This window comes from Sphingomonas panacis (genome assembly GCF_001717955.1).
Lineage (GTDB): Bacteria > Pseudomonadota > Alphaproteobacteria > Sphingomonadales > Sphingomonadaceae > Sphingomonas > Sphingomonas panacis.
In genome coordinates, this window is the sequence record NZ_CP014168.1 from 1,767,655 (window position 1) to 1,793,168 (window position 25,514).

The 25,514-nt window shown below is 67.4% G+C and carries 24 protein-coding genes; 14 read left to right on the forward strand and 10 right to left on the reverse strand.

Annotated features, from left to right (window positions below; all coding sequences use genetic code 11):
• Positions 1–180 precede the first annotated feature (180 nt).
• The 6 genes from leuD to J0A91_RS08065 form a co-directional block, all read right to left on the reverse strand.
• On the reverse strand, positions 181–786 hold the full coding sequence (gene leuD, locus J0A91_RS08040; RefSeq protein WP_069204469.1) for a 3-isopropylmalate dehydratase small subunit: 606 nt from the start codon (positions 784–786) through the stop codon (positions 181–183).
• Positions 787–953: 167 nt separating this feature from the next.
• Positions 954–2,393, reverse strand: coding sequence for a 3-isopropylmalate dehydratase large subunit (gene leuC / locus J0A91_RS08045; RefSeq protein WP_069204470.1), 1,440 nt, complete (start codon positions 2,391–2,393; stop codon positions 954–956).
• A gap of 150 nt (positions 2,394–2,543) precedes the next feature.
• Positions 2,544–3,434, reverse strand: a complete 891-nt coding sequence (locus J0A91_RS08050; RefSeq protein WP_338056969.1) for an alpha/beta hydrolase — start codon at positions 3,432–3,434, stop codon at positions 2,544–2,546.
• The gene (locus J0A91_RS08055; RefSeq protein ID WP_069204471.1) at positions 3,431–4,075 is read right to left on the reverse strand and encodes a CoA transferase subunit B; all 645 of its coding nucleotides are present in this window, start codon (positions 4,073–4,075) and stop codon (positions 3,431–3,433) included. Before J0A91_RS08055 ends, J0A91_RS08050 begins: the two co-directional genes overlap by 4 nt.
• Before the next feature lies 1 nt (position 4,076).
• Positions 4,077–5,282 (reverse strand): HAD family acid phosphatase, encoded by a 1,206-nt coding sequence (locus J0A91_RS08060; RefSeq protein ID WP_150126859.1) that lies wholly within the window; start codon positions 5,280–5,282, stop codon positions 4,077–4,079.
• Entirely contained in the window at positions 5,279–5,983 is a 705-nt protein-coding gene (locus J0A91_RS08065; RefSeq protein WP_069204472.1) for a CoA transferase subunit A, read from the reverse strand. Before J0A91_RS08065 ends, J0A91_RS08060 begins: the two co-directional genes overlap by 4 nt.
• Positions 5,984–6,133: 150 nt before the next feature.
• On the opposite strand from J0A91_RS08065, the gene J0A91_RS08070 reads away from it, so the two are divergent.
• The 11 genes from J0A91_RS08070 (at position 6,134) to J0A91_RS08120 (ending at position 16,076) form a co-directional block, all read left to right on the forward strand.
• Positions 6,134–6,502, forward strand: coding sequence for a BlaI/MecI/CopY family transcriptional regulator (locus tag J0A91_RS08070; RefSeq protein WP_069204473.1), 369 nt, complete (start codon positions 6,134–6,136; stop codon positions 6,500–6,502).
• Positions 6,499–8,109 (forward strand): M56 family metallopeptidase, encoded by a 1,611-nt coding sequence (locus J0A91_RS08075; protein ID WP_069204474.1) that lies wholly within the window; start codon positions 6,499–6,501, stop codon positions 8,107–8,109. The genes J0A91_RS08070 and J0A91_RS08075 overlap by 4 nt, the downstream gene beginning before the upstream one ends.
• A gap of 57 nt (positions 8,110–8,166) precedes the next feature.
• On the forward strand, positions 8,167–9,024 hold the full coding sequence (locus J0A91_RS08080; RefSeq protein WP_069204475.1) for an MBL fold metallo-hydrolase: 858 nt from the start codon (positions 8,167–8,169) through the stop codon (positions 9,022–9,024).
• The gene (locus tag J0A91_RS08085; protein ID WP_069204476.1) at positions 9,014–9,739 is read left to right on the forward strand and encodes a DUF4230 domain-containing protein; all 726 of its coding nucleotides are present in this window, start codon (positions 9,014–9,016) and stop codon (positions 9,737–9,739) included. Before J0A91_RS08080 ends, J0A91_RS08085 begins: the two co-directional genes overlap by 11 nt.
• A gap of 62 nt (positions 9,740–9,801) precedes the next feature.
• Positions 9,802–10,797 carry a quinolinate synthase NadA gene (nadA, locus tag J0A91_RS08090; RefSeq protein WP_069204477.1) on the forward strand — a complete coding sequence of 332 codons (996 nt, stop codon included), beginning with the start codon at positions 9,802–9,804 and terminating at the stop codon, positions 10,795–10,797.
• A 214-nt stretch (positions 10,798–11,011) separates the two neighbouring features.
• Positions 11,012–11,866 carry a peptidoglycan-binding protein gene (locus tag J0A91_RS08095; protein ID WP_069204478.1) on the forward strand — a complete coding sequence of 285 codons (855 nt, stop codon included), beginning with the start codon at positions 11,012–11,014 and terminating at the stop codon, positions 11,864–11,866.
• Between the two features lie 72 nt (positions 11,867–11,938).
• On the forward strand, positions 11,939–12,469 hold the full coding sequence (locus tag J0A91_RS08100) for a 3'-5' exonuclease family protein (RefSeq protein ID WP_240502238.1): 531 nt from the start codon (positions 11,939–11,941) through the stop codon (positions 12,467–12,469).
• Positions 12,470–12,645: 176 nt separating this feature from the next.
• On the forward strand, positions 12,646–13,635 hold the full coding sequence (locus J0A91_RS08105; RefSeq protein ID WP_069204480.1) for an aldo/keto reductase: 990 nt from the start codon (positions 12,646–12,648) through the stop codon (positions 13,633–13,635).
• A 28-nt stretch (positions 13,636–13,663) separates the two neighbouring features.
• Positions 13,664–14,404 (forward strand): SDR family oxidoreductase, encoded by a 741-nt coding sequence (locus tag J0A91_RS08110; protein ID WP_069204481.1) that lies wholly within the window; start codon positions 13,664–13,666, stop codon positions 14,402–14,404.
• 80 nt (positions 14,405–14,484) lie between these two features.
• Positions 14,485–15,330 (forward strand): carboxylating nicotinate-nucleotide diphosphorylase, encoded by an 846-nt coding sequence (gene nadC / locus J0A91_RS08115; protein ID WP_069204482.1) that lies wholly within the window; start codon positions 14,485–14,487, stop codon positions 15,328–15,330.
• Between the two features lie 35 nt (positions 15,331–15,365).
• The gene (locus tag J0A91_RS08120; RefSeq protein ID WP_069204483.1) at positions 15,366–16,076 is read left to right on the forward strand and encodes a ribonuclease T2 family protein; all 711 of its coding nucleotides are present in this window, start codon (positions 15,366–15,368) and stop codon (positions 16,074–16,076) included.
• Positions 16,077–16,137: 61 nt separating this feature from the next.
• Here J0A91_RS08120 and J0A91_RS08125 read toward each other — a convergent pair whose 3' ends face one another.
• The gene (locus tag J0A91_RS08125) at positions 16,138–16,569 is read right to left on the reverse strand and encodes a DUF4112 domain-containing protein (RefSeq protein WP_069204484.1); all 432 of its coding nucleotides are present in this window, start codon (positions 16,567–16,569) and stop codon (positions 16,138–16,140) included.
• A gap of 6 nt (positions 16,570–16,575) precedes the next feature.
• Positions 16,576–18,024 carry an ABC transporter substrate-binding protein gene (locus J0A91_RS08130; RefSeq protein ID WP_069204485.1) on the reverse strand — a complete coding sequence of 483 codons (1,449 nt, stop codon included), beginning with the start codon at positions 18,022–18,024 and terminating at the stop codon, positions 16,576–16,578.
• Positions 18,025–18,419: 395 nt separating this feature from the next.
• On the opposite strand from J0A91_RS08130, the gene J0A91_RS08135 reads away from it, so the two are divergent.
• The 3 genes from J0A91_RS08135 to J0A91_RS08145 all read left to right on the forward strand — a co-directional run bounded on the left by J0A91_RS08135 (position 18,420) and on the right by J0A91_RS08145 (position 21,806).
• The gene (locus tag J0A91_RS08135; protein ID WP_069204486.1) at positions 18,420–19,550 is read left to right on the forward strand and encodes a fumarylacetoacetate hydrolase family protein; all 1,131 of its coding nucleotides are present in this window, start codon (positions 18,420–18,422) and stop codon (positions 19,548–19,550) included.
• Positions 19,547–20,317 carry a D-xylose 1-dehydrogenase gene (xylB, locus tag J0A91_RS08140; protein WP_206365003.1) on the forward strand — a complete coding sequence of 257 codons (771 nt, stop codon included), beginning with the start codon at positions 19,547–19,549 and terminating at the stop codon, positions 20,315–20,317. The genes J0A91_RS08135 and xylB overlap by 4 nt, the downstream gene beginning before the upstream one ends.
• Before the next feature lie 106 nt (positions 20,318–20,423).
• Complete coding sequence (locus tag J0A91_RS08145) at positions 20,424–21,806, forward strand: sugar porter family MFS transporter (protein WP_069204487.1); 1,383 nt, start codon at positions 20,424–20,426, stop codon at positions 21,804–21,806.
• Positions 21,807–21,993: 187 nt separating this feature from the next.
• Here the strand turns inward: J0A91_RS08145 and J0A91_RS08150 are convergent, their stop codons facing one another.
• Entirely contained in the window at positions 21,994–23,091 is a 1,098-nt protein-coding gene (locus tag J0A91_RS08150) for a LacI family DNA-binding transcriptional regulator (protein ID WP_069204488.1), read from the reverse strand.
• A gap of 120 nt (positions 23,092–23,211) precedes the next feature.
• Positions 23,212–25,254, reverse strand: coding sequence for an alpha-glucuronidase family glycosyl hydrolase (locus tag J0A91_RS08155; protein WP_069204489.1), 2,043 nt, complete (start codon positions 25,252–25,254; stop codon positions 23,212–23,214).
• Positions 25,255–25,514 lie beyond the last annotated feature (260 nt).

The following is a 25,514-nucleotide window of genomic DNA, read 5'->3' on the forward strand; positions in this document are numbered from 1 at the left end:
GCACCCGAGATAGGGAAGGCGATGGGGTGGCGCAACCGCGTGCTGCGACAGCGCCTGTGTTCCCACACTTACCTTCTTCCCTCCCTGAAAGGGAGGGGGCGGGTCGGCTTGTGGTGGGCACCGCGTATCCTCGCGGGCCGACCCACCCCTAACCCCTCCCTTCCAGGGAGGGGAATGCAGTTAGGCGGCGGCGTGGAAGCGTTCGCCGGCCATGAAGGGGCGGGTCCGCGCGAGATCGGCCTCATAGCCCGAGATCGCCGCGTCGCGCGCCAGCGTCAGCCCGACCTCGTCGAGGCCTTCCATCAGGCACTGGCGGCGGAACGGATCGAGTTCGAACGGGAACCGGTCCTGAAACGGCGTGGTGACGGTCATCGTCTCGAGATCGACCGAGACGCTATCGGTCTTCGCCACTTCGACGAGCCGATCGACCGCCTCCTGCGGGAGCACGACGGTGACGATGCCGTTCTTGAAGGCATTGCCCGAGAAGATGTCCGAGAAGCTCGGCGCGATCACCGCGGCGATGCCCATGTCGGCGAGCGCCCAGGCGGCATGTTCGCGGCTCGATCCGCAGCCGAAATTGTCGCCGGCGATCAGCACCGGCGCGCCGGCATAGCGCGGATCGTCGAAGATGTTGTCCGGCTCCGCGCGCACCGTCTCGAACGCACCTTTGCCGAGGCCGTCGCGCGTGACCGTCTTGAGCCAGTGCGCGGGGATGATGACGTCGGTGTCGATGTTCTTCGCGCCCCACGGATAGGCGCGGCCGGAGACTTGGGTGACGGGCTTCATCGGACGAATGCCTTCAAAGAACGGAGGTGTCGGTATGCTTTACACCGACGCCGCGCCGGCGAGTCAGCGCTCGCCGGTGGTCAGCGTCAGGTTCGGGCGCGCCGTCGCTGCATAAGCGGCGACGCCGCTGACGATGGTGCCCATGATCAGCAAGATAAGTGCGCGCTTCATGCAGTGTTCCCCAAACCGAACTCGCGGACGTCACTCAACCGGCCGTTGATCGCGGCGGCCGCCGCCATCGCGGGCGAAACCAGATGCGTCCGCGCACCCGGCCCCTGACGCCCTACGAAATTGCGGTTCGAAGTGGAAGCGCAGCGTTCGCCCGGCGGCACCTTGTCCGGGTTCATCGCCAGGCACATCGAGCAGCCCGGCTCGCGCCATTCGAACCCGGCGTCGAGGAAGATGCGATCGAGCCCCTCGGCCTCGGCCTGCCGCTTGACGAGCCCGGAGCCGGGCACGACCAGCGCGCGCACGCCCTCGGCCACATGCCGCCCACCGGCGATGGCGGCGGCGGCGCGCAGATCCTCGATTCGGCTGTTGGTGCAACTGCCGATGAAGACATGCTGCACCGGCACCTCGGCGATCGGCGTGCCGGGCGTGAGGCCCATATAGTCGAGCGACTTCTGCGCCGCGACGCGCTTCGACGGATCGGCGAAGCTCGCGGGATCGGGCACGACGCCGGTGATCGGTACCACATCCTCGGGCGAGGTGCCCCAGGTCAGCGACGGCGCGATCGTGGTCGCGTCGATCAGGATCGTGCGGTCATAGGTCGCGCCCGGATCGGTGGGCAGCGTCCGCCAATAGGCGACCGCCGCATCCCACGCCGCGCCCTTTGGCGCCATCGGCCGGCCCTTGAGATAGGCGAACGTCTTCTCGTCGGGCGCGATCAGCCCGGCGCGTGCGCCACCCTCGATCGACATGTTGGCGATCGTCAGCCGGCCCTCGATCGACATGTCGCGGATCGTCGAGCCGGTATATTCGATGACATGACCGGTGCCGCCGGCGGTGCCGATCCGGCCGATCACGTGGAGGATCACGTCCTTGGGCGTCACACCCGCGCCGAGCTTGCCCTCGATCCGCACCTCGAAGGTCTTCGACGGGCTGAGCAGCAAGGTCTGCGTCGCAAGCACATGCTCGACCTCGGAGGTGCCGATGCCGAACGCGAGCGCCCCCAGCGCGCCATGCGCCGAGGTATGGCTGTCGCCGCACACCAGGGTCGTGCCGGGCAAGGTGAAGCCCTGTTCGGGGCCGACGACATGGACGATGCCCTGCTCGGGCGCGACCGCGTCGATATAATCGACGCCGAAGTCGCGCGTGTTGCGCTCCAGCGCGTCGAGCTGCTGCGCGCTGTCGGGGTCGGTGATCGGCAGGCGGTGGCCCGCCGCATCGACGCGCGGCGTGGTCGGCAGATTATGGTCGGGCACCGCGAGCGTGAGATCGGGCCGGCGCACCGCGCGGCCATTGGCGCGTAGCCCCGCGAACGCCTGCGGGCTCGTCACTTCATGGACGAGGTGACGATCGATATAGACAAGGCACGTCCCGTCGTCGCGCTTCTCGACGACATGCGCGTTCCAGATTTTCTCGTACAGCGTTTGCGGGTTCGACATGGAGCCGCGCTTTAACCCTTTGATGCGCGATCGCAACCTTAGACTGCATGTTCATTGCGCAGGCTGGCGTGAGGTGAGAGGCAGACGCACGTTTTTCCGCCCCTGTTGGGGCATGTGTTTCGACGGGCTCAGCACGAACTGGCTTGGGCGTCAGGGGCGGTCCAGCACCCGATGCAGGAACGCCGCGCTGTCCGCCAGCACCGGCGCTTTGCCCCGGAACGGCACCGACAGCGCCATCACCACCTCCTCGTGGCTGAGCATGGGATACTCGCGGACCGTCACCGGCGCGCCGAGCGCGGTCAGCCGCTTGGCCAGGCTGACCGTGTTGCGCGGCTCGACCTCGGTATCGCCCGAAGAGGTGACGAGCAGCATCGGCGGCGCATCGGCGCTGGCGTAGGTGATCGGCTGTGTCGTCAGCGGGTCGCGCGTTCCCTTGAACGCCTCGATCGCGCGCGGCGAGGTCCATGGGTAGAAATCATAGGGGCCGGACAGGCCGACCACCGCCTTGATCGTGTTCGGCGGCAGCTTTTGGGCGGACAAATAGCACGGATCGAGCGCGAGCAGTGCGATGATGTGCGAGCCCGCCGAATGCCCCGCCAGCGCGATCCGGTCGGGATCGCCGCCATAAGCCGCGATATGGTCGCGAGTCCACTTCACCGCCTCGGCGCCATCCTCGACGAAGGCGGGGAAGCGCACCGCCGGCACCTTGCGGTAATCGGGCACCACGACGACGAAGCCCTGTTTGGCGAAGGCGCGCGCCGCGAAGCGGTAGCCGTCCGGTGATCCCGCCACCCAGCCGCCGCCGTAGAAGAAGATCACCACCGGCAGCTTCGCGCCCGGCGGATGCGCGGGCCGCCATACATCGAGCGTCTGCCCGTGGCTGCCGAACGGCAGCGCCGCGCCCGGCCGCGTCGTGCCCCAGCCGCCGCCCATCGCGCCGTCGAGCAGGCTCAACTGCCCCGGCGGCGAGAGCAGCCGGAGCGCTGCGACCAGCGCCACCGCGACCGCCAGCAGGCCGATCGCGGCGATGCGCAGGATCACGCGATGGCGCTGGTGTAATGCGCGGTGGTCTTGGCGGCGACCTCCTCGGTCGTCACGCCGGGGGCGAGTTCGATCAGTTCGAACGCGCTGTCATGGTCGGGCCGGCGGAACACGCACAGATCGGTGATGATCATGTCGACGACGTTCTTGCCGGTCAGCGGCAGCGTGCAGGCGGGGATGAACTTCGGGTCGCCGTTCTTGGAGGTATGCTCCATCACGACGATGATCTTCTTGACGCCCGCGACGAGATCCATCGCGCCGCCCATGCCCTTGATCATCTTGCCGGGGATCATCCAGTTGGCGATGTCGCCATTCTCGGCGACTTCCATCGCGCCGAGCACGGTCAGGTCGATATGCCCGCCGCGGATCATCGCGAAGCTGTCCGACGACGAGAAATAGGCGCTTTGCGGCAGCTCGCTGATCGTCTGCTTGCCGGCGTTGATCAGATCGGCGTCTTCCTCGCCCGCAAAGGGGAACGGGCCGATGCCGAGCATCCCGTTTTCGGACTGGAGCGTCACTTCGACGCCCTCGGGGATATGGTTCGCCACCAGCGTGGGGATGCCGATGCCGAGATTGACGTAGAAGCCGTCCTGCAGCTCGCGCGCGGCGCGCGCCGCCATGTCGTCACGGGTCCAAACCATCTTATTTCTCCGTGGGAGCAGGATCGGGGGGCGGCGCCTCGCCGGGCGTCCAGCGCTTGTCGGCGGGGAAGATCTCCGCCTGCGTGCCGTTGACGGCGGTGCCATATGCGGGGTTCGGCAGCATGAACCAGCCATGCCCCCACAGCAGGTAGATCTCGCGGTTCGCCGTAAGCTGGCGCCGCTCGGACAAGGTGATGTCGCCGGCGTTGAACAGATCGCTGAAATCGCCAAGCTGGTCGCCGACCATCGCGATCACGCAATAATGCACCGAAATGTCCTGGCGGCGCGCGTCCTTGCCGTTGCCGGTGCTGCCGCTGTCGCCCTTGAGCCACAGGTTGGTGCCATAGGCGACCGGGCCGACGCCGAGGCCGTTGAGCATCGCCGCGGTCTTCGCGGCATTGGCGCCCGAACGGTTGCTGTTGAAGATCACCTCGACATGCGAATCGCGCGCGACCTTGATCGCTTCGGCCACGCCGGGCGCGAGCGACACTGCCTTGCTGCCCGAGCGTTCCCACGCATCCCAGCGCGCCGCATTATAGCCGCCGCCCGCCGCGAGGCTGGCCTGCTCGAAGCCGAGGTTGAACACCACCGTCTCGTCGATGTCGAACACGACGGCCATCGGCTTCTGGTCGCACGGCAGGAAGCTCGGGTTCTGGAGCGACGCCCCCGGCGCGAGCACGACCGAGCGCACGATATGCCCGATCGCGCGATCCGATGTGACGCCGAGCAGATAGTTTTCGAGCGCGATATAGGTTTGCAGATATTGCGCCGACGCTTCGCCCGAGCCGTAGAGATATTGGATTCCCGCCGGCACCGCCGTCGTGGTGCGCGGGGCCGGCGGCGGCGGGGCGCCACGCTTGCGCTTGCGCGGCGCGACATAGGTGCGCGACGCGGACGGCGCCTCGTCCTCTTGCGCCGAGGCCTGCTGAAGCGCGATGTCGCTGCCGCCGCCCGGCTGGAGCATCGCCGCGTGGATCGGTGCGGGCGCGGTCTCGGGGCCGGCGAACGCGGCGGGGATCACCGGCGGCGCGCTCGCCGCTGCGGTGGCATAAGAAGCGATATCGGTATCGGTCTCGATCCGCCCGTTGAGGCGCGCATCATAATGGCGCCGCCCCATCATGTCGGCCGCCATCGGGATCGCCGCCGCGCAGCCTTGCAGCAGCGCCGCTGCCGCAAGCGACCCCGAGAGGGCGAGGAGTCGCTTCACGCAGCGCGTTCCCGCACGGTGCGGAACTCGATCTTCTTGTCGTAGGGGCTGCCGACGATCAGCCGCTGCACGTAGATGCCGGGCAGATGGATGCAATCGGGGTCGAGGCTGCCGACCGGCACGATTTCCTCGACCTCGGCGACGCAGACCTTGCCCGCCGTCGCCATCGGCTGGTTGAAGTTGCGCGCGGTCTTGCGGAAGATCAGATTGCCGGTGCTGTCCGCTTTCCAGCCCTTGATGATCGCCAGATCGGCGCGGATGCCGCGTTCGAGGATATAGTCCTCGCCATCGAAGCTCTTCACTTCCTTGCCCTCGGCGACGAGCGTGCCGACGCCGGTCTTGGTGTAGAAGCCGGGGATGCCCGCGCCACCGGCACGGCAGCGCTCGGCGAGCGTGCCCTGCGGGCAGAATTCCACCTCCAGCTCACCCGCCAGATATTGCCGCTCGAACTCCTTGTTCTCGCCGACATAGGAGGAGATCATCTTCTTGACCTGGCGCGTGCGCAGCAGCTTGCCGAGGCCCTCGCCGTCGATCCCGGCGTTGTTGCTGGCGATGGTGAGATCCTTGGTGCCCGCATCGCGGATCGCGTCGATCAGCCGTTCGGGGATGCCGGACAGGCCGAAGCCGCCCGCGCAGATCGTCATGCCGTCCTGAAGCAACCCCTCTAAAGCGGCGGCGGCGTTCGGGTAGAGCTTCTGCATGCGTGTCCCTCCAACATCCGGCGGATAGGGGTGCGGTGCAGCACTGGTCAAGAGAGGCGCACACACGATTTGCGGCGACAGGGCGCGGGGCGTGTTGACTACAGTCGTAGTCGGTGCGATTACATCTGTAGTCAGTACGGGAGTGAGTCTGTGGCCGAACGGATCAGCGATGCCGAACATGCGGTGATGGAGGTGCTGTGGGACGATAGCCCGCTCACCGCGCAGGACGTGGCCGAACGGGTCGCCTCGGCGCGCGAATGGTCGGCCAATACCGTCAAGACTTTGCTCGGGCGATTGCTCGCCAAGAACGTGATCGCGCACGAGGCCGATGGCCGGCGCTATCTCTACCGGCCGCTGGTTGCGCGCGAAGACTATGTCGAAGGCGAGTCGCGGCGGCTGATCGACCGGCTGTTCGGCGGCAAGCTCACGCCGCTGGTTGCGCATCTCGCCGAACGCGACGCGCTGTCCGCGCAGGACATCAGCGAGATCGAAGCTCTGCTCAAGGCGTTGAAATCATGATCGGCTGGGCAGTCGAGGCGCTCGCCGGCTCGGCGCTGCTGATGGCGCTGGTGATGGCGATCCGCGCGCCGGTGCGCCGCGCGTTCGGGCCGGATGTCGCGTATGCCTTGTGGGCGATGCCGGTGCTGCGGCTGTGCCTGCCGCCGCTTCCGCAAACCGTGTCCGAAAGCGTGCGCCACGTCGCGATCCTGCCGGTCGCGCAGGCGAGCGAGCCGGTCACCATCCTGCTCGCCGCGCCGGCGCGCGCCGCCGCACAGTCGATCGGCTGGGAGGCGTTCGTGCCGGTGCTGGCGGCGGTGTGGCTGGTCGGCGCGCTCGGCTTCGCCGGGTGGCACATGCTCGCGCACCGGCGTTTTTGTCTGGATCTGCTCGCCGGCGCGGAGTCGCTGGAAGAGCGCGATGGCGTCGATGTCATCGAGACGCCGGTCGCGCGTGGCCCGCTCGCGTTTGGCGTCGTGCGCCGCTACGTCGCCTTCCCGACCGATTTCGATGCTTTGTACGACCCCGCCGAGCGCGATCTCGCATTGGCGCACGAACTCGGCCACCACGCGCGCGGCGATCTGGTCGCCAACTGGATCGCGCTCGCGGTGCTTGCGCTGCACTGGTTCAACCCGCTCGCCTGGTACGCCTTCCGCGCGTTCCGTACCGATCAGGAAGTGGCGAACGATGCGCGCGTACTCGCCGGCCGCCCCGCCATCACCCGCCACACCTATGCCTGCGCGATCCTGAAAGCGGCGCATGGCGGCGCGGTCTCGGCGGCGTGTCACCTCCACACCATCGACGATCTGAAAGGGAGACTGAGGATGCTGACCACCCGCCGCATTTCCCGCGTCCGCCTCGCCGGCGGCACCGCCACCATCGCGCTGCTCGGCGTCGCCGCGCTCGGGCTGACCGCCTCGGGCACGCAAGCCGCCGAGCATGTCCGCACCAAGGTAAAGACCGTGACGGGGATCGACCTCGCGGCGCTCGACAGTGCTGCGCCGATCGCCGCCTTCGCACCGGCCGCGCCTGACCTGCCCGCGACGGGGGTGGAGCAAGCAGGCGCGGATGTTCCGCCCGCCCCAGACGTGCCCGCTTCCACCGCTGCGCCGGACGCGCCACCTGCACCGCCGGCGCCGGCGCCGGCGCCGTCGATGCGATCCGCGCCACCCGCGCCACCCGCTCCGCCGTTCGATGGCGACGCGCTCGCGGTGTCGGACCGTACCGAAGCGACCGATGGCCGCGTCACGCGCCGGCATTTCGTCCGCATCGGCAGGGACGGCGACGTCGTGACCGACACTGTCGCCGGCACTCTGCCGCGCGTGAGTTCGGCAAGCTGTGGTGGCGCCGACCGGCCGATGGTCATCAAGGAAGAGCATGGCGGCAAGCGCAGCATCACGGTCTGCACCGACCGGATCGAACGCGCGGCATCGCGCGGCGCGGAACTGGCGGCGAACAGCGCGGCGATACAACGGACCGCCTATCGCTCCGCGCTCGATGGCCTGCGCCGTGCGCGCGCCAGCGTCACTGACAATGCGCATATGCCGACGGACGCGCGCCGCGAGGCACTGCAGGCGATCGACGCGTCGCTTGCCGAGCTTCAGGCCGATATCGCCCGCGAGGACTGACCTTGCGCGGCGGGCGCGGACTTGCGTTCCGCGCCCGCTGCCGCCACATCGCCCGGCATGGACGAGCAGCACACCGGCACCGCGCAATCGCTTGAGCCGCTCGTCGTGCGCGTGCTCGCGCCCAATCCGTCGCCCTTCACCTATACCGGCACGCAGACCTATCTGGTCGGCACCACCGATCTCGCGGTGATCGATCCCGGTCCCGACGTGCCCGAGCATATCGACGCGATCCTCGCCGCCATCGCCGGGCGGCCCGTGACGGCGATCGTCATCACCCACACCCACCGCGATCACAGCCCTGCCTCGCGCCCGCTCGCCGCGCTGACCGGCGCGCCGATCGTCGGTTGCGCGCCACTCGTCGTCGCCGATACCGGCCCGCGCCTCGAAGCCGGGTTCGACCCCGATTACGCGCCGGCCCGAATTCTGTCCCATGGCGAGGCGGTGACCGGGCAGGGCTGGACGCTGCGCGCGGTCCACACCCCCGGCCACACCTCCAACCACCTCTGCTTCGCGCTGGAGGAGACGCGCGCGCTGTTCACCGGCGATCACGTGATGGGCTGGTCGACCAGCGTCGTCGCGCCGCCCGATGGCGACATGGCCGATTATATGGCGAGCCTCGACCGGCTGATGCACCGCAATGACCGCATCTATTATCCCGCGCACGGCAACCCGATCGAAAACCCGCGCCGGCTGGTGCGCGGCATGATGGGGCATCGCAAGCAGCGCGAGGGACAGATCCTCCGCCTGCTGCGCGAAGAAGCGCGGCCGGTGCCCGCGATGGTCGCGCGCATGTACGCCGGGCTCGACCCAAAGCTGTTCCCCGCCGCCGGGCGCTCGGTACTGGCGCATCTGATCGACCTGCGCACGCGCGGGCTGGTGACTGAGGATGGCGAGACCTGGTCCCATGTCGGCTGAGTCGCCGCGCCGCGCCGCAAGGCTGATGCCGGCGCTCGCTGGCGCGATCGTGCTGGCGGTGGTGATCGCGCTCGGCGTCGGCGGCTACCTCGCCTACCAGCGCTATACGACGCGCTACACGGTCGAGCGCGAGAGCGACGGGCTGGTCGTCTCCAAGGTGGTCGATGCGCGGCTCGCCGGCGCGACCGATCTGCGCGTCAGCCGCCTGACCGGCACCGTTCAGGCGACCGCGTCCGATTCGGGCTGGGGCGGCATCCTGCCGTCCGGGCTGGTGTTCAAGGCGCCGTTCGAGGCGGACTATTTCGTCGATCTCGCCAAGCTCGATCGCGGCCATTTCTTCTGGAATGCGAAGACCAAGACGCTGATCGTGACACCGCCCGACGTGCGCGTCGACAGCGTCAACGTCGATGAGGGCCGCGCGACGGTCGATCAGGCGACCGGCCTCATCGTCACGCGCGGCGCGATGGCGCGGCTGCGCCAGCGCGCTTCGTCACGCGCCGCGCAGGTGGTGCAGGGTGAGGCGGCGAGCGCGAAGAACATGGTGCGCGCGCGCGAAAATGCGCGGCGCGAGATCGCCGATCTCTACCAACGCCCGCTCACCATCGCCGGCGTGGACGCACATGTCGTCGTCCAGTTCGAAGGCGAGGGCCGCCGCGACACCGAACAATGGGACCGCAGCCGATCGATCGAGGAAATCCTCGCCGAGGGGCGCTGAGCGATCCCGGCTGACAACCGCCGCGCGAGTCCCTATCTGGGCGCGCGAGGGAGATAGTGCGCATGACCGTCCAGACCCAAGACTTGCAAGGACTCGATCTGCGCGCCGAGATCGACCGGCTCCGCAAGGAGCGCAACGCCGTCATCCTCGCGCATTATTACCAGAAGCCCGAGATTCAGGATCTCGCCGATTTCGTCGGCGACAGCCTCGATCTGTCGCGCAAGGCGCAGGCGACCGATGCCGACGTGATCGCCTTCTGCGGCGTGCGCTTCATGGCCGAGACCGCCAAGATCCTCAGCCCTGAGAAGATCGTCGTGCTGCCCGACATGGACGCCGGCTGTTCGCTCGAGGATAGCTGCCCGCCCGAGCAGTTCGCTGCGTTCCGCGCCGCGCATCCCGATCACATCGCGCTCACCTACATCAACTGCTCGACCGAGGTGAAGGCGCTCTCCGACGTGATCGTCACCTCGTCCTCGGCGGAAAAGATCCTCAGCCAGATCCCCCCCGAACAGAAGATCATCTTCGGCCCCGACAAGAACCTCGGCGGCTATCTCGCGCGCAAGACCGGGCGCGAGATGCTGCTGTGGCCGGGCGTGTGCATCGTCCACGAGGCGTTCAGCGAAACCGAATTGCTCAAGCTCCAGATCGAGCATCCCGGCGCGCCGGTCGCCGCGCATCCCGAATGCCCGCCTTATATTCTCGACCACGCCGATTACGTCGGCTCGACCAGCGGCATCCTCGCCTTCGCCGATACGATGCCCGGCGACACTTTGATCGTCGCGACCGAGCCGCACATCATTCACCAGATGCAGAAGGCGGCCCCGCTCAAGACTTTCATCGGTGCCCCCGGCGCCGACGGCAATTGCAACTGCAACATCTGCCCGTACATGGCGCTCAACACGCTGGAGAAATTGTACGTCGCGCTGCGCGACCTCACCCCGCGCGTCGAGATCGAGGAGGGGTTGCGGCTGCAAGCCAAGAAGAGCCTCGACGCGATGCTGGCGATGGCATCGGGCACGGTCGGGCTGGGCGATTTGGGGCCGCTCAAGGTCGCCTGATAATACCTGCTCCCCTCCCTGAAAGGGAGGGCTGGGGGTGGGTCGGCCAAAGGCGGCCGCTCCGCTCCCATAAGAGCAACCCACCCCCGACCCCTCCCTTCCAGGGAGGGGAGCAGGTGGACTCAAGTTCGTAACCACATCGGCGATAATAAAGCTTTCCTACAGTGACTGATCGGCAGAAGATCGCGGTCAGTCACTGAGGGGGAGGCTGTCGATGCGCGTAACCGCTGCCGTTCGTGCGAGCGATATCGTTACCCGTTTCGCGCCAAGCGCGAAGGATGCTTACAAAAAGGCTTTCCAACAAGGTGATGCGCAGCTCGCCAAGAGCGGCATCACCACGCCGCTTCGCCTTGCGCATTTCATGGCACAGGTGCTCCACGAAACCGGCGGGCTGACCATCCTCGTCGAAAGCGGTAACTATTCGGCCGAGAATCTCGGCGATATGTGGGATTCGGGCAATTGGCATAGGTATTTCGCCAATCGTACCGCCTGCGTGAAGATGGCCGGTCAGTGTAAGCTCGACCACGGCGTCGCCTTGTTCAGCCTCGTCTATGGCAATCGCATGGGCAATGGCCCGCCAGGCTCGCAGGATGGCTGGACGTATCGCGGGCGCGGCATTCTCCAGACGACGGGCCGTGCCAGCTACGCCAAGTTCGGAACGCGCTGCGGCGTCGATTTCGTCGGCACGCCCGATCTCGTCGTCTCGGCCGACCATGCGCTCAAACCCGCGCTCGCCGAATGGGACGATTCGCACGGCAATGCCGCCGCCGACCACAACGACATCGATCTGGTGACGAAGCTGATCAACGGCGGGCTGGTCGGGCTGGACAAGCGCAAGGCGTGGTTCGCGAAGATCTGGCCGTTCGTGATCGGTGCGCCGCCGGTCGAACATTCGACCGAATTCCGCGTCCAGGCCGCGCTCGATGCGGCAGGGTTCGACTCGGGCGACCCGGACGGCGTGATCGGTTCGACCACGCGCGCCGCGATCCTCGCCTATCGCGCCAGGATGAACCTGCCGCTGACGCCCGCGATCGGCAACGACCTGCTTCTGTCGCTCGGGATACGGTGATCTTGCCGCAGCGCACAAACGGCGCGTGACACGTCACATAAGTGTCGCCAGACTGTCACCAGGAGGTGAATCGTGGCGACTCAGTCTCTCTCCCAGGGCGAAACGCGGCCGGTGGCGATCATCGACTTCGAGGCGTCGTGTCTGCCCGAAGCGGGCGAATCCTATCCGATCGAAGTCGCGCTGGCGAAGGTCGACGGCACGACCAAAAGCTGGCTGATCCGGCCGGTCGCCGAATGGGAATATTGGGACTGGTCGGTCGAAGCCGAGCATCTCCACGGCATCAGCCGCGCGATGCTGTCCGAACAGGGCCAGCGTCCGCAGCAAGTGCTCGATGAACTGATGGCCGAAGCCGCCGGGTGCGAGGTCTACGCCGATTGCGATCTCGATGCGTACTGGCTCGAAACGCTCGCGCAAGCGTGCGACCGCGCCGCGCCGTTCCGCGTGCGCTACCTCGGCGAATTGCTGTGCGCGCAGGGTGTGTCACGCAAGGACGTCGTCGCCGCGCTCGACCACGCCAAGCGGCTGCTGCCCGCCGAACACGTCGCGCGCGACGATGCCAGCCGGCTTGCGCTGGCGTTAAGGTTGCTGACGCCAGTGCATTGAGCGCTGGAAGTCCTCTCCCCTCTGGGGGAGAGGGCTTTTACGCGCATCAATGCACCCGGCATTCATGAACGCGCCGCATAACCTCATCCCACGTCCGCAGCCTAATCCCCCGAACCGCAAATCCCTATCTCCCGCGCACCGATGGCGCACGTCACCGGCGCACAGGAGTATCGCACATGGAAACACGCACGCTCGGCACCAGCGGCCTTGAGGTTTCGGCGCTCGGCTTCGGCTGCATGGGATTGAACTTCAGCTACGGCCAGGCGCTCGGCACCGACGAGAGCGTCGCGCTGCTCCGCAAGGCGGTCGATCTCGGCGTCAGCTTCTTCGACACCGCCGAAGTCTATGGCCCGTTCACCAACGAGGAGATCGTCGGCGAAGCGCTGCGCCCGGTGCGCGACCGGGTGGTGATCGCCACCAAGTTCGGCTTCAACGCCGACAAGGGCGTGGCCGGCGGGCTCAACAGCCGCCCCGACCATATCCGCGCGGTGTGCGACGCCTCGCTCAAGCGGCTCGGCGTCGAAGTGATCGACCTGTTCTACCAGCACCGAGTCGACACCGCCGTCCCGATCGAGGATGTCGCCGGCACCGTCCGGGAACTCATCGCCGAAGGCAAGGTCAAGCATTTCGGCCTGTCCGAAGCCGGCGTGGCGACGGTGCGCCGCGCGCACGCGGTCCAGCCGGTCGCCGCGCTCCAGAACGAATATTCGCTATGGACGCGCGGACCCGAGACCAACGGCATCCTCCACGTGTGCGAGGAGCTCGGCATCGGCTTCGTGCCGTACAGCCCGCTCGGCCGCGGATTCCTTACCGGCGCGATGGGCGCCGACAGCCAGCTTTCCGAAGGCGATTTCCGCAGGCTGCTGCCGCGCTTCACCCCCGAGGCGATGGCGAAGAATCAGGCGCTGATCGATCGGATCAGGACGATCGCCGACACCAAACAGGCGACCCCCGCGCAGATCGCGCTGGCGTGGCTACTCGCCCAGCGCCCGTGGATCGTGCCGATCCCCGGCACCACCAAGCTCCACCGGCTCGAAGAGAATCTCGGTGCGGTGAACGTCACGCTCGGTGAGGGCGATCTCGCCGATATCCGTAGCGCGCTGGCGGATATCGATGTCGCGGGCGAGCGTTATCCAGCCCAGTTGATGGCGGCGACCGGCAATTGATCGCTTCCGCACCTTTCAGGAGATTTCCATGACCGAGAATATCGCAGGCAAGATCATCGTCATCACCGGCGCGAGCAGCGGCTTGGGCGAGGCGGCCGCGCGCCACCTGTCCGCAGCGGGCGCGAAGGTCGTGCTCGGCGCGCGCCGGATCGATCGCCTTCAGGCGCTCGCCGCCGACCTCGGGCTGGGCGAGGATGCTGCGGTCCAGACCGACGTGACCGATGTCGCGCAGGTCAAGGCGCTGGTCGATCGCGCGGTCGCGCTGCACGGTCGAATCGACGTGCTCATCAACAACGCCGGGCTGATGCCGCATTCGCCGCTCGAACGCGGCAAGATCGCCGATTGGGACCGGATGATCGACGTCAACCTCAAGGGCACGCTCTACGGCATCGCCGCCGCGCTCCCGCACATGACCGCGCAGAAGGGCGGGCACATCATCAACGTCTCGTCGGTCGCGGGGCACAAGGTCCGCCCCGGCAGCGCCGTCTATGCGGCGACCAAGGCGGCGGTGCGGATGCTCTCCGAAGGGCTGCGCATGGAGGTGAAGCCGTACAACATCCGCACCACGATCGTCTCGCCCGGCGCGGTTTCGTCCGAACTGGCGCAGAGCATCACCGAGCCCGATATCGCGGCGGGCATGAACGATTTTTACGAGAAGAATGCGATTTCGGCCGACAGCTTCGCGCGCGTGGTGGCGTTCGCAATCAGCCAGCCCGAGGACATGGACGTCAACGAGATCCTGTTCCGCCCGACCGTTCAGGAGTTGTAAGCGCCGGCGGCGCGAACGCGCTGTTCGTCCGTCGCACGATCTGGCAAGGGCAGCGCGTCGTTCACCGCCCGGATGCCCGCATGCGCTTTCACCTCGACCGCTTCGATCTGGATGCTTTCGTCGCGGCGACGCTCGCCGAGGATCTGGGGGATCGGGGGGACATCACCGCGACGGCGGTGATCCCCGCCGAGGCGCGTTTCACCGGCGTGATGGACAGTCGTGACGCGATCGTCGTCGCCGGGTTAGGCGTGGCCGAGGCGTTCTTCCGTGCGCTCGATCCTGCCGTGGAGATCACGCGGCTGGTCGAAGACGGCGACCGCGTCGCGCCCGGCACCGAACTGCTGCGGCTGCAAGGCGCCGCGCGCGCGATGCTCACCGCCGAACGGTCCGCGCTCAACACCGTGCAGCATCTCTCGGGAATCGCCACGCTGACTCGCGCCTATGTCGATGCGATCGCCGGCACCGGCGCGACCCTGCTCGATACGCGCAAGACCATTCCCGGCCTGCGCGTGCTGGAAAAATACGCGACTCGCATGGGTGGCGCGACCAATCACCGCATGGGGCTGTGGGATTCGGCGATGATCAAGGACAATCACGTCGCGGTCGCCGGCGATATCGGCGAGGCGGTGCGCCGCGCGAAGGCGGCGGGGATCGCCAGCATCATCGCCGAGGTCGATACGCTCGCGCAGATCGCGCCCGCGCTCGATGCCGGCGCGACTCACCTGCTGCTCGACAATATGGCGCCCGACATGCTCCGCGAAGCGGTCGCGCTGGTCGGGGGCCGCGTGCCGACCGAAGCCTCGGGCGGGGTGCGGCTCGACACGATCCGCGCGATCGCCGAGAGCGGCGTGACCTATGTCAGCGTCGGCCGCATCACCCAGTCGGCGCCCGCCGCCGATATCGGGCTTGATTTCGCCGCGCTGTGAGAGCGATGGCGACCGCACACGAGGGGAGACGCCGCATGAAACTGTCGTACATCCTGCCGCTGCTGGCGCTGGCCTTGCCCGGCGTCGCGCAGGCACAGGCGCTGCAATGCGCGATCCCCGCGTTCGTGCCCGCCCCGCGCCCCGAACTCCCGTCGATCAAGGAGCCGGTGCGCAAACTTCCGATCGGCAGCTACACGCTCGCGCTCACCTGGGCGCCCGAATATTGCCAGGCGCACCGCCGCGACACGAGCGCGCAGATCGAATGTGGCGGCGGCAACCGTTTCGGCTTCACGCTGCATGGGCTGTGGCCGGACGGGGTAGGGGCGCAGTGGCCGCAATATTGCCAGGCGACGCCGATCCTGCCCGCCGCGCTCATCAAAAAGCATCTGTGTTCGACGCCCTCGGCGCAATTGCTCCAGCACGAATGGGCCAAGCACGGCACCTGCATGCCGACCACGCCCGCCGACTATTTCAAACGCTCGACCGGGCTGTACGCGACGCTGCGCTACCCCGACATGGACGCGCTTTCGCGCCGGCCGCTGACCGCGGGTGATTTCGCGGCGGCGTTCGCGGCCGCCAACCCGGGGCTGCCGGCCAGCGCGATCCGCGTCACCGCCAACCGCAAGGGCTGGCTCGACGAACTCTGGCTGTGCCTCGACAAGAGCTTCGCTTATGAGCGGTGCAAGCCCAATTCGGGCGGGGTGCCGGCGAACGCACCGCTCAAGATCTGGCGCGGCCGCCGCTAACCGGTGCCATAATCTGGCGAGCGGATCGCCCAAAAGTCCCGGCCTGCGCCGGGGCGACGGTTTACCGCTGCTCGACCACCGCGAGCGACGGGTGATGTTTGTCGAGATGCTTGTGGATGATCTTCAGGTTGCGCGTGTTCGACCGGAACAGCGCATCGGGGATCGCGCCGACGAACGGGATCAGCCCGAGCGCGAAGTCGATGCCGACGTTGCCCATCATCCGCGCGATCTGCGTCTTGGACATGCCGAGGTTGCGCGCCTCCCACACCATCCACGCGCCCATCGCCGCGCCGACCGCGTCGCCGCCGACCGGGATCAGGTCGAGGATCACGTCGAGGCCAATCTTCCGGTTGATGCCGGGGATGACGAACAGCCCTTCGAGCAGGCGCTCCATCGCCTCGATGCGTTTGCGCACGGCGGCGGCGTCGCGGCCGACATAGCCGGCGGCGAAGCCATGGAGCGGTTCGGGCTTGATGCGGGTTGCCTGGGTCATGTCACCTCAATTGGTGTCGGTGCGTAGCCGATTCAACGGATGCCACGCGCGCGGGTTCCCCGCCCACGCCTTGAGCCGCACCGAAACCAGCGACCAGCGCAGCGGCCGGGCGATCGGCACGAACGCGACATCGGCGGCGAGCGCGGCGTCTGCATCGGCGATGTGGCGCGCGCGCTCGGCAAGCGTCGGCGCATCGCGCGCGGCGTCGAGCGCGGCCTGCGCGGTGTCGCCGCACGGCTGGCACGCCATCGCCAGATACCAGCGCGCGCTGTCATACGGCGCGACGGCATCGACGAGGCGAAGGTCGGCGGGTTCGGCCAGCGCCACCCGTTGCGGGACGATACCGATCCGCACCAGCGCGGCGGCGACATGGCCGTAGAGGATCGTCGCGCCCGGCCCGGCGGGCACTGCGACGCGCAGGTACAAAGGCAGCGGGTGCATCTGGCGCCATTGCCGCACGCGCTCCGCCGGCGAGAGGTTGAGCGCGCCGGCCTGCTGCCACGTCGGCACGGCGGGCGGCGCGGCCGAATCGAGCTGTTCGGGCAGGATGCTCAGCGTCGCGGCCCAGCCGGGCGCGAAGGCGGCGACGATCGCATCACGGTCGATCACCTGCGCGATCGCGGCACGGTTGCCGGGATCGGCGAGGAAGCCGGTGCGATCGGCGATGGCGAGACCGAACACCCCCGCCGCCGGATCGACCCGCACCGTGGCGGGCGGGATCGACGCCTGCGCGAGCAGCGGCCAGTCGGCGAAGCTGCCGCCCGTGACGAGATCGGAGTCCCGATGCTGGAAATGCAGGATCGCCTTCGCCGCGCGCTCGCCGATCAGCCGTACCGAGGCTTGCGGCGGCGGCGCCGTCGCATCTTCGTCGTCGGCGCGGCTCGGATCAAAGGATGGCCGCAGCATCACGCCGCCCTGCGGGATGGCGCCGGCGCGGAACGGCCCGCTGCCGCCCGGGGGGCGCGCCCGAACGATCGCGAGTTCGGGCTGGGCGAACAGCTTTAGCAGATCGGGGCGCGGCCGGGTCAGCCGCACCTCGATCACCTCGGGCGTCATCTCGACGATTTCGTGAATCGCGGTGAGGAACGGGCGGAGCGGGTTGCGCGATGCGGGCGAGAGCTGCCGCTTGAGGATCGCGACGACCTCGGCAGCGGTGACGGGCTTGCCGTCGCTCCATGTCGCATCGCGGATTCGGAAGATGTAGCTGCGGCCGTCGTCGAGCACGGTCCAGCGTTCGGCGAGGCCGGGTTCGATCTGCCCGGCCGCGTCGAAGCGCACCAGCCCCTGCGCGGCCGAATCGAGCAGCAGCCGGTCGGGCGTGGTGAGGCTCCCGCGCGCCGGATCGGCCAGCGCGGGCGCGCCGCCGATTGCGCTGACCACCACCGCGCCCGCATCCGATCGCGAGTCGCACCCGCCGGCAAAGAGCAACAGAACGAGAGGCAGCAGGCGGCGCATCCGGCGTGTCTTGCCACCGCTCCGCCGCCGCCGCCACCTGTCGCGTGAAAAACCCCTCCGTTTGGTCGCGTTGGGGGCGAAGCATCGCCTCGATACGCGCGGCATCGTCGGCGGCGGCGGGGTGTGGACGATCGCGCCGGACGCGAGGGCGACGCAGCGCGCGACGCTCTCCCGATCCTGTCGCGCGGCGTGTTCGAAGATCTTGTGAACGGGGACTATTTGCCACGATACGCCGCCTCCGGCGGCGTCCGTCGCGTGGCGTCCGCCGCGGCCTGAAATTCGCATTCGCGCAACTTACGTGCGTTCTGGCGTACCCCATTGGCCTGTCCTATTGACAGCGCTGGCCCTGCCGTGCTGGTAGCGCTATCAAATCTAATAGACGACCGGAGTGGGATATGAGGGGCGGAACCGCGATTCAGAACAGCTTGCCAGGCGACTGGCAGGCGGGGCGTTTCCTTGGTCGTGTGCAGACCGCGCAAGGCCCAAGTCCGGTGCTGGTCATCGGCGGCGAGCTGTTCGACATGTCCAGCGTCGCGCCAACCGTGTCTGCGCTGGTCGAAGCGGGGGATTTCTCGGGCGCGGGCGGCGTATCGCTCGGTGCGCTCGACCATGCCGATGTGACCGTCATCAGCCCGGTCGATCTGCAATGCGTCAAGGCGTGCGGCGTCACCTTCGCCGTGTCGGCGGTCGAGCGCGTGATCGAAGAGCGCGCGCGTGGTGACTGGGCCGCTGCCGGTGCGATCCGCGACAGCCTCGAAGCGCGCGTCGGCGGCTCGATCCGCTCGGTCAAGCCCGGCTCGGACGAAGCCGCCGAACTCAAGGCGGCGCTGGTCGAGGCGGGCCTGTGGTCGCAATATCTCGAAGTCGCGATCGGCCCCGACGCCGAGGTGTTCACCAAGGCGCCGGTGCTCTCCACCGTCGGCGCCGGCGCCGAGATCGGCATTCGCTCCGATTCGAGCTGGAACAATCCCGAGCCCGAGATCGCGCTGCTCGTCGACAGCAAGGGCCAGGCGGTCGGCGCGTGCCTCGGCAACGACGTCAATTTGCGCGATTTCGAGGGGCGCTCGGCGCTGCTGCTCGGCAAGGCCAAGGACAATAATGCATCGTGCTCGCTCGGGCCGTTCGTGCGGCTGTTCGACGACAGCTTCACGATCGACGACGTGCGCAAGGCCGAGGTTCGCCTCACCATCGAAGGCGAGGACAATTACCGCCTCGAAGGCGCGAGCAACATGGCCGAGATCAGCCGCGACCCGCTCGACCTCGTCAAGCAGACGCTGAGCGAGCATCAATATCCCGACGGCTTCGTGCTGTTCCTCGGCACGCTGTTCGCGCCCGTGCAGGACCGTGACGAGCCGGGGCGGGGCTTCACCCACAAGGTCGGCGATACGGTGCGGATCGAAAGCGAGCGCTTGGGCGAACTGGTCAACCGCGTGGTCTATTCGCGCGACGCCGCGCCGTGGGAAACCGGCATCGGCGCGTTCATTACCAACCTCGCCTCGCGCGGCCTGCTCGGCGGCGCAGCGTGAGCATAGCCCTGCTTCCTGCCGAAGACCGCGCCGTCTATCCGAGCCTCAAGGGCAAGCGCGTCTTGGTGACCGGCGGCGCGACCGGCATCGGCGCCGGTCTGGTCGAAGCCTTCGCCCGCGCCGGCGCGCGTGTCGCCTTTCTCGACATCAATGCCGAGGCGGGCGCGGCGCACGCGGCGCAGTTCGAGGGCGCGATCTTCAGGCCGTGCGACCTGCGCGATCTGGCTTTGCTCAAAACGACGATCGACTCGATCGACGCCGAGTTCGGCGGCATCGACGTTCTCATCAACAACGCCGCCAGCGACGACCGCCACACGATCGACGAGATCACGCCCGAATATTGGGACGAGCGGATGGCGACCAATCTGCGCCACCTGCTGTTCGCCGCGCAGGCGGTGGTGCCCGGCATGCGCGCGCGTGGCGGCGGGGTGATCCTCAACTTCGGGTCGATCTCCTGGCACCTCGGCCTGCCCGAATTGCTGCTGTACGAGACCGCCAAGGCCGGCATCGAAGGCATGACCCGCGCGATGGCGCGCGACTTCGGCCGCGACAACATCCGCGTCTCGACGATCGTGCCCGGCAACGTCCAGACGCCGCGCCAGGAAAAATGGTACACGCCCGAGGGCGAGGCCGAGATCGTCGCCGCACAATGCCTCGACGGGCGAATCCAGCCCGCCGATGTGGCCGCGCTGGTGCTGTTCCTGGCGTCGGACGATGCGCGTATGTGTACCGGCCACGATTATTTCATCGATGCCGGCTGGCGCTGATCGAATAAGCACGACACGATATTGGGTGGGACGACGCCGATACCGGCGCAACAAGGAGCAGGGTGTGACAGGTTCGGCGACATTATCTCCCGACCAGAAGCTGAACATGGGCTTTATCGCCATGATCGTCGCGGTGGCGACGATCGGCGGCTTCATGTTCGGTTATGATTCGGGTGTCATTAACGGCACGCAGAAGGGGCTGGAGGCCGCGTTCGATCTCGGCAAACTCGGCCTCGGCATCAATGTCGGCGCGATCCTGATCGGATCGTCGATCGGCGCGTTCATCGCCGGGCGCCTCGCCGACCGGATCGGCCGGCGCAGCGTGATGATGCTCGCCGCCGTGCTGTTCCTCATCAGCGCGTTGCTCGCCGGTGCCGCCGGCAGTTCGCTGGTGTTCATCCTCGCGCGCATCATGGGCGGGCTCGGCGTGGGCGCGGCCAGCGTCATCTCGCCGGTGTACATTTCGGAAGTCACGCCGGCGGCGATTCGCGGGCGGCTGTCGAGCGTGCAGCAGGTGATGATCATCACCGGCCTCACCGGCGCGTTCGTCGCCAATTACGCGCTGGCGCGCTTCGCTGGCGGATCGACCGCCGATTTCTGGTTCGGGTTTTCGGCTTGGCGCTGGATGTTCTGGCTCCAGGCGATCCCTGCCGCGATCTACCTCGTCGCTCTGTTCTTTATCCCCGAAAGCCCGCGCTTCCTCGTCACCAAGGGCCGCGATGAAGACGCGCGGGTCGTGCTGACCCGGCTGCTCGGCAGCAATGAGGCCGACCGCAAGGTGCTGGAGATTCGCGGCAGCCTCGCCGCCGATCACCACAAGCCCAAGCTGTCCGATCTGATCGACAAGACCACCGGTAAGATCCGTCCGATCCTGTGGGCCGGTATCGGTCTCGCGGTGTTCCAGCAGCTCGTCGGCATCAACGTCGTGTTCTATTACGGCGCGACTTTGTGGGAAGCGGTCGGTTTCTCCGAAAACGACGCGCTGATGACCAACATCCTGTCCGGCGTGCTCTCGATCGGCGCGTGTTTCGCGGCGCTGGCGCTGGTCGACAAGGTCGGCCGCAAGCCGCTGCTGCTGATCGGCTCGGCTGGCATGACGGTGACTCTCGCCACCGTCGCCTGGGCGTTCTCGACTGCGGTGACCGGCGCCGACGGTGCCGTCTCGCTGCCCGGCCACAATGGCGTGATCGCATTGGTCGCGGCCAACCTCTACACGATCTCGTTCAACATGAGCTGGGGCCCGATCATGTGGGTGATGCTCGGCGAGATGTTCCCGAACCAGATTCGCGGTTCGGGCCTCGCGGTGGCTGGCTTCGCGCAGTGGATCGCCAACGCGGCGATTTCGGTGAGCTTCCCCACGCTCGCCAAGTCGCCGGGCCTCGCGCTGACCTACACCGGCTATGCCGTGTTCGCGGCGATCTCGTTCTTCTTCGTCCAGAAGATGGTCAAGGAAACGCGCGGCCGCGAACTCGAAGCGATGGAGGGATAAGGCTGCCACCGGCGCCGGCGGGATGCGAGTCATCTCGTCGGTGCCGGTTCGCGGTGTATCCCGCCGCTTAAAGCGCGTCTTCGCGAATGGATGTGATGAACCGCCCTTCCGGCCTGTTTCGGAAGGGCGGTATTTTTTTTGCCTGCCTCAAGCAGGCTGGTCGACGCCGAAACGCTTCGGGCGGAGCTTACTGGGTTTCGTGCGCGCGCACGCCGCGCCGGGCCGCCGGGCGGCGGCGCGGCGCAGCGTCGGACTGCCGCCGGATCAACTCATAGTCTGCGACGAGATGCGCGCCCGAAACGTTCCCCTCGCTCGCCTTGCGCGCGCGGATTTCGCGCACCAGCATGTCGATCGCCATTCGCGACATGTCGATGACGGGCTGGCGGATCGTGGTCAGTTCGGGCCAGATCGTCGTCGCCAGCGCGGTATCGTCGAACCCGCACACCGTCAGATCGCCCGGCACGTCGAGTCCGCGCCGGTGCGCGATCGCCACCGCCGCCGCCGCCATGTCGTCGTTCGATGCGAAGATCGCCGACGGCGGATCGGTGAGTTCGAGCAGCTGGTCGGCGGCGTCGAGGCCCGAGCGATAGGTGAACAGCCCCTCGGCGATCAACTCGGGCGCTTCGGGCAGCTTCATGTCGATGAGCGCGGCGCGATAACCTTCGAGCCGCTCGGCGCTCGCGGTCAAATTCGGGTTGCCGGTGATGAAGCCGATCCGGTGATGGCCGAGCGCGCCAAGATGGCGAGTCATGTCATAGGCGGCCTGGCGATCGTCGATGCTGACCGACATCGCCCAGTCCGGCGCATGGCTGGTCGCCACGGCCACCACCGGGAGATCGGTCGCCTCGAGCGCGCTCAGCACCGAGGCCGAGTCGCTGAGCGGGGGCGGCAGCACGATGCCGTCGACTCGTCCGCGCAGCAGATGCTCGATCGCGGACTGTTCGCTACGGTCGTCGTCGCATTTCTCGACGACGATCTGCACGTTGCTGCGGCTCGCCTGATCGAGACTGCCGACCAGAAACGCGCTCAGATAGGCGAAGCTCGGGTTGGAATGGAGCAGGCCGATGCGGATCTCGTCGCCGCCCGCCAGCGTCCGCGCCGCGGCGCTGGGGCGATAGTTGAGCGCGGCGATCGCTTCCTCGACGCGGCGGCGCGTTTCGTCGCGCACGTTCGCCTCGTGGTTGATGACCCTGCTCACCGTCATCGGCGACACGCCAGCCTGTGCCGCAACATCGTTGATTGTCGGCACGTTGCGCTGGCGCCGGAGGCCGCGGGGTTCCCTCAATGCAATACCTTTCGCAGACCAGTTTACGCACCCGCGAACAATGTGCAAGCTCGGGAAGGTCGCGGCTTCCTAACCCGGATCACCGCCGGGCGGCAAAGATTGCCCCCGCGCGATGGCGGCTCATTTGCCCTGTCCGGGGGCAAATGGGAACGTCTGGTTTTTGTACCAGCCAAGATCATGTTCGGGCGCTGCCTCGCCCGCCGGCAGCGGCAGATGATTGAGCGACATCCAATAAGCAAGGCTCGCGTCGCGCCACCAGCGCGCCTCGCGCTGCTGGATGGCGAGATAGGTCGCGGTCTTCTGCCAGCGCTCGGCATCGACCAGCGGCTTCAGCCCGTCCCAGCGCGTGCGCATGCCGGTGACATAGTCGATACCGCGATCGTAATGCGCGATCATCTCGGCCCAGAGCGTGCGGCCCGATGCCATCTTCCGGTCCCATGCGACATGGTGGAACCACAGCAGGTCGCGTTCGGGCGTGAGCTTGGGATCGGCGAAGATCTTCGCGACCGGCGGCGCATATTGCGCGACCGCGTCGCTGCCGGTGGCGGTGCGGTCGAACCCGATGCCCCTCGCGTCGGCTTGATTGTAATAGACCGGGTTCCATTCGGGGCGCTTGAGATCGGCGATCCACGGCGCTGGCCCGTAATGGCCCGACGTGCTCATCTGGTGGGCGAGGCCGAGCGGAGTCATGTAATCGACCACCGCTTCGCGCGATCCCTGCATCATCGCCACGCTGGTATCGACGACTTTGGGATCGGTGCCGAGCGTCTGCTCGGCCCATTCGCGCGCGATCCCTTCCGACGGCAGCGACGGGTCCCACGCCAGCCGCCCGAATGCATACCAATTCGCCTGGTTGAAGGTCGATCCCGACCAGTCGCGGTCGCGCCCGATATTGGCGACCCCGGCGATGCCGGTGAGCTTATGCCCCTCGATCGACCCGTCGATCACGCGCGCGACGGTCGAGCCGGGGCCGCGCTCATACGTGTCGGCGTCGAGCGTTTCTTTGAACATCGGCGCGAGATAGGCGAGGTGAGTCGCGAAGCCGAGATATTCCTTGGTGATCTGGAATTCCATCATCAGCGGCGTCTTCGGCATCGCGCCGAACAGCGGATGGAACGGTTCACGCGGCTGGAAATCGATCGCGCCGTTCTTCACCTGCAGGATCACGTTGTTCGCGAAGGTGCCGTCGAGCGGCTTGAACTCGCTATACGCCTGCTTGGCGCGGTCCTCGGCGTTGGTCTCGGCATAGACGAAGGCGCGCCACATCACGATGCCGCCGTGCGGCGCGACCGCCGCCGCCATCATGTTGGCGCCGTCGGCGTGACTGCGGTGGTAATCGCGCGGGCCGGGCTGGCCCTCGCTGTTCGCCTTGACCAGAAAGCCGCCGAAATCGGGGATGGCGCGGTAGATTTCGTCGGCCTTGGCCTTCCACCACGCCGCGACCTGCGGATCAAGCGGATCGGCCGTCTTCAGCCCGCCGATCTCGATCGGCGCGGAGAAGCGCGCCGACAGATACACTTTGATGCCATAGGGTCGGAAGATGTCGGCGAGCGCCGCCGCCTTGGCGATATACGGCGCCGTCAGGCTGTCCGGCTTGGCGTTGACGTTGTTGAGGACGGTGCCGTTGATGCCGATCGACGCGTTGGCGCGCGCATAATCGACGTAGCGCGGATCGCGGAAATCGGGGAGTGTCCACCAGTCCCACAAGGATTGCCCGGCGTAGCCACGCTCGACCGAACCGTCGAGATTGTCCCAATGATCGAGCATGCGCAGTTTGATGCGCGGCGCTGAGGTGAGGGTAGCGGTGTCGACATTGCCGCCGGTGCGCGCGTGGCGGATCAGCGCGAACGCGCCGTAGAGGATCGCCACATCGCTGTTGCCGGTGACGAGCGTGACGGCGCGGCCGCCGAGTCGCACCTGCCGCACCGCATAGCCTTCGTCCCCGAGCGCGCCGAGCTTCAGCCCGAGCGCGCTGACCTCTGGCGCGGTGGCACGCTCCAGCACGATCGGGCGCGTGGTACGCGGCAATCCGCGCCGCAATTCGGCCGCGGCGGCAGCGAGCGTCGGCGAGGTGTGTGGAATCGAAACCGCCGAGCCGCCGGGCTGTCCATAGCGCAGCCACAAATCATAGCCGTCTTCGGCCTGCGCCGCGCCGGTGGTCATACCAAATAAAGCGATTCCCGCGCACAGCGTCCGTACGAGTTTCACAAGCCTCTCCTGCGGTTCACGCCATTGACATGGGCGCCCAGTATCGTGAGTGATATCGCTATCACCGCAACGGCAGCACAGCAATGCCGCGTTTTATGAGAAAAAACAGGAGAGGCTTGGGGATGCGACGATCGGGTTCGGATGTGCCGGGTGACGACAGGCGCTGGATGCCGCCGGTGTCAGAACGCGCTTCCAATTCGCACACACTCCCGGCA

Coding starts and splice junctions, on each gene's coding strand:
- leuD (WP_069204469.1), bottom strand. CDS start 786: ATGAAGCCCGTCACCCAAGTCTCCGGCCGCGCCTATCCGTGGGGCGCG.
- leuC (WP_069204470.1), bottom strand. CDS start 2,393: ATGTCGAACCCGCAAACGCTGTACGAGAAAATCTGGAACGCGCATGTC.
- J0A91_RS08055 (WP_069204471.1), bottom strand. CDS start 4,075: ATGGTTTGGACCCGTGACGACATGGCGGCGCGCGCCGCGCGCGAGCTG.
- J0A91_RS08065 (WP_069204472.1), bottom strand. CDS start 5,983: ATGCAGAAGCTCTACCCGAACGCCGCCGCCGCTTTAGAGGGGTTGCTT.
- J0A91_RS08075 (WP_069204474.1), top strand. CDS start 6,499: ATGATCGGCTGGGCAGTCGAGGCGCTCGCCGGCTCGGCGCTGCTGATG.
- J0A91_RS08080 (WP_069204475.1), top strand. CDS start 8,167: ATGGACGAGCAGCACACCGGCACCGCGCAATCGCTTGAGCCGCTCGTC.
- J0A91_RS08085 (WP_069204476.1), top strand. CDS start 9,014: ATGTCGGCTGAGTCGCCGCGCCGCGCCGCAAGGCTGATGCCGGCGCTC.
- nadA (WP_069204477.1), top strand. CDS start 9,802: ATGACCGTCCAGACCCAAGACTTGCAAGGACTCGATCTGCGCGCCGAG.
- J0A91_RS08095 (WP_069204478.1), top strand. CDS start 11,012: ATGCGCGTAACCGCTGCCGTTCGTGCGAGCGATATCGTTACCCGTTTC.
- J0A91_RS08105 (WP_069204480.1), top strand. CDS start 12,646: ATGGAAACACGCACGCTCGGCACCAGCGGCCTTGAGGTTTCGGCGCTC.
- J0A91_RS08110 (WP_069204481.1), top strand. CDS start 13,664: ATGACCGAGAATATCGCAGGCAAGATCATCGTCATCACCGGCGCGAGC.
- nadC (WP_069204482.1), top strand. CDS start 14,485: ATGCGCTTTCACCTCGACCGCTTCGATCTGGATGCTTTCGTCGCGGCG.
- J0A91_RS08120 (WP_069204483.1), top strand. CDS start 15,366: ATGAAACTGTCGTACATCCTGCCGCTGCTGGCGCTGGCCTTGCCCGGC.
- J0A91_RS08125 (WP_069204484.1), bottom strand. CDS start 16,569: ATGACCCAGGCAACCCGCATCAAGCCCGAACCGCTCCATGGCTTCGCC.
- J0A91_RS08130 (WP_069204485.1), bottom strand. CDS start 18,024: ATGCGCCGCCTGCTGCCTCTCGTTCTGTTGCTCTTTGCCGGCGGGTGC.
- J0A91_RS08135 (WP_069204486.1), top strand. CDS start 18,420: ATGAGGGGCGGAACCGCGATTCAGAACAGCTTGCCAGGCGACTGGCAG.
- J0A91_RS08145 (WP_069204487.1), top strand. CDS start 20,424: ATGGGCTTTATCGCCATGATCGTCGCGGTGGCGACGATCGGCGGCTTC.
- J0A91_RS08155 (WP_069204489.1), bottom strand. CDS start 25,254: ATGACCACCGGCGCGGCGCAGGCCGAAGACGGCTATGATTTGTGGCTG.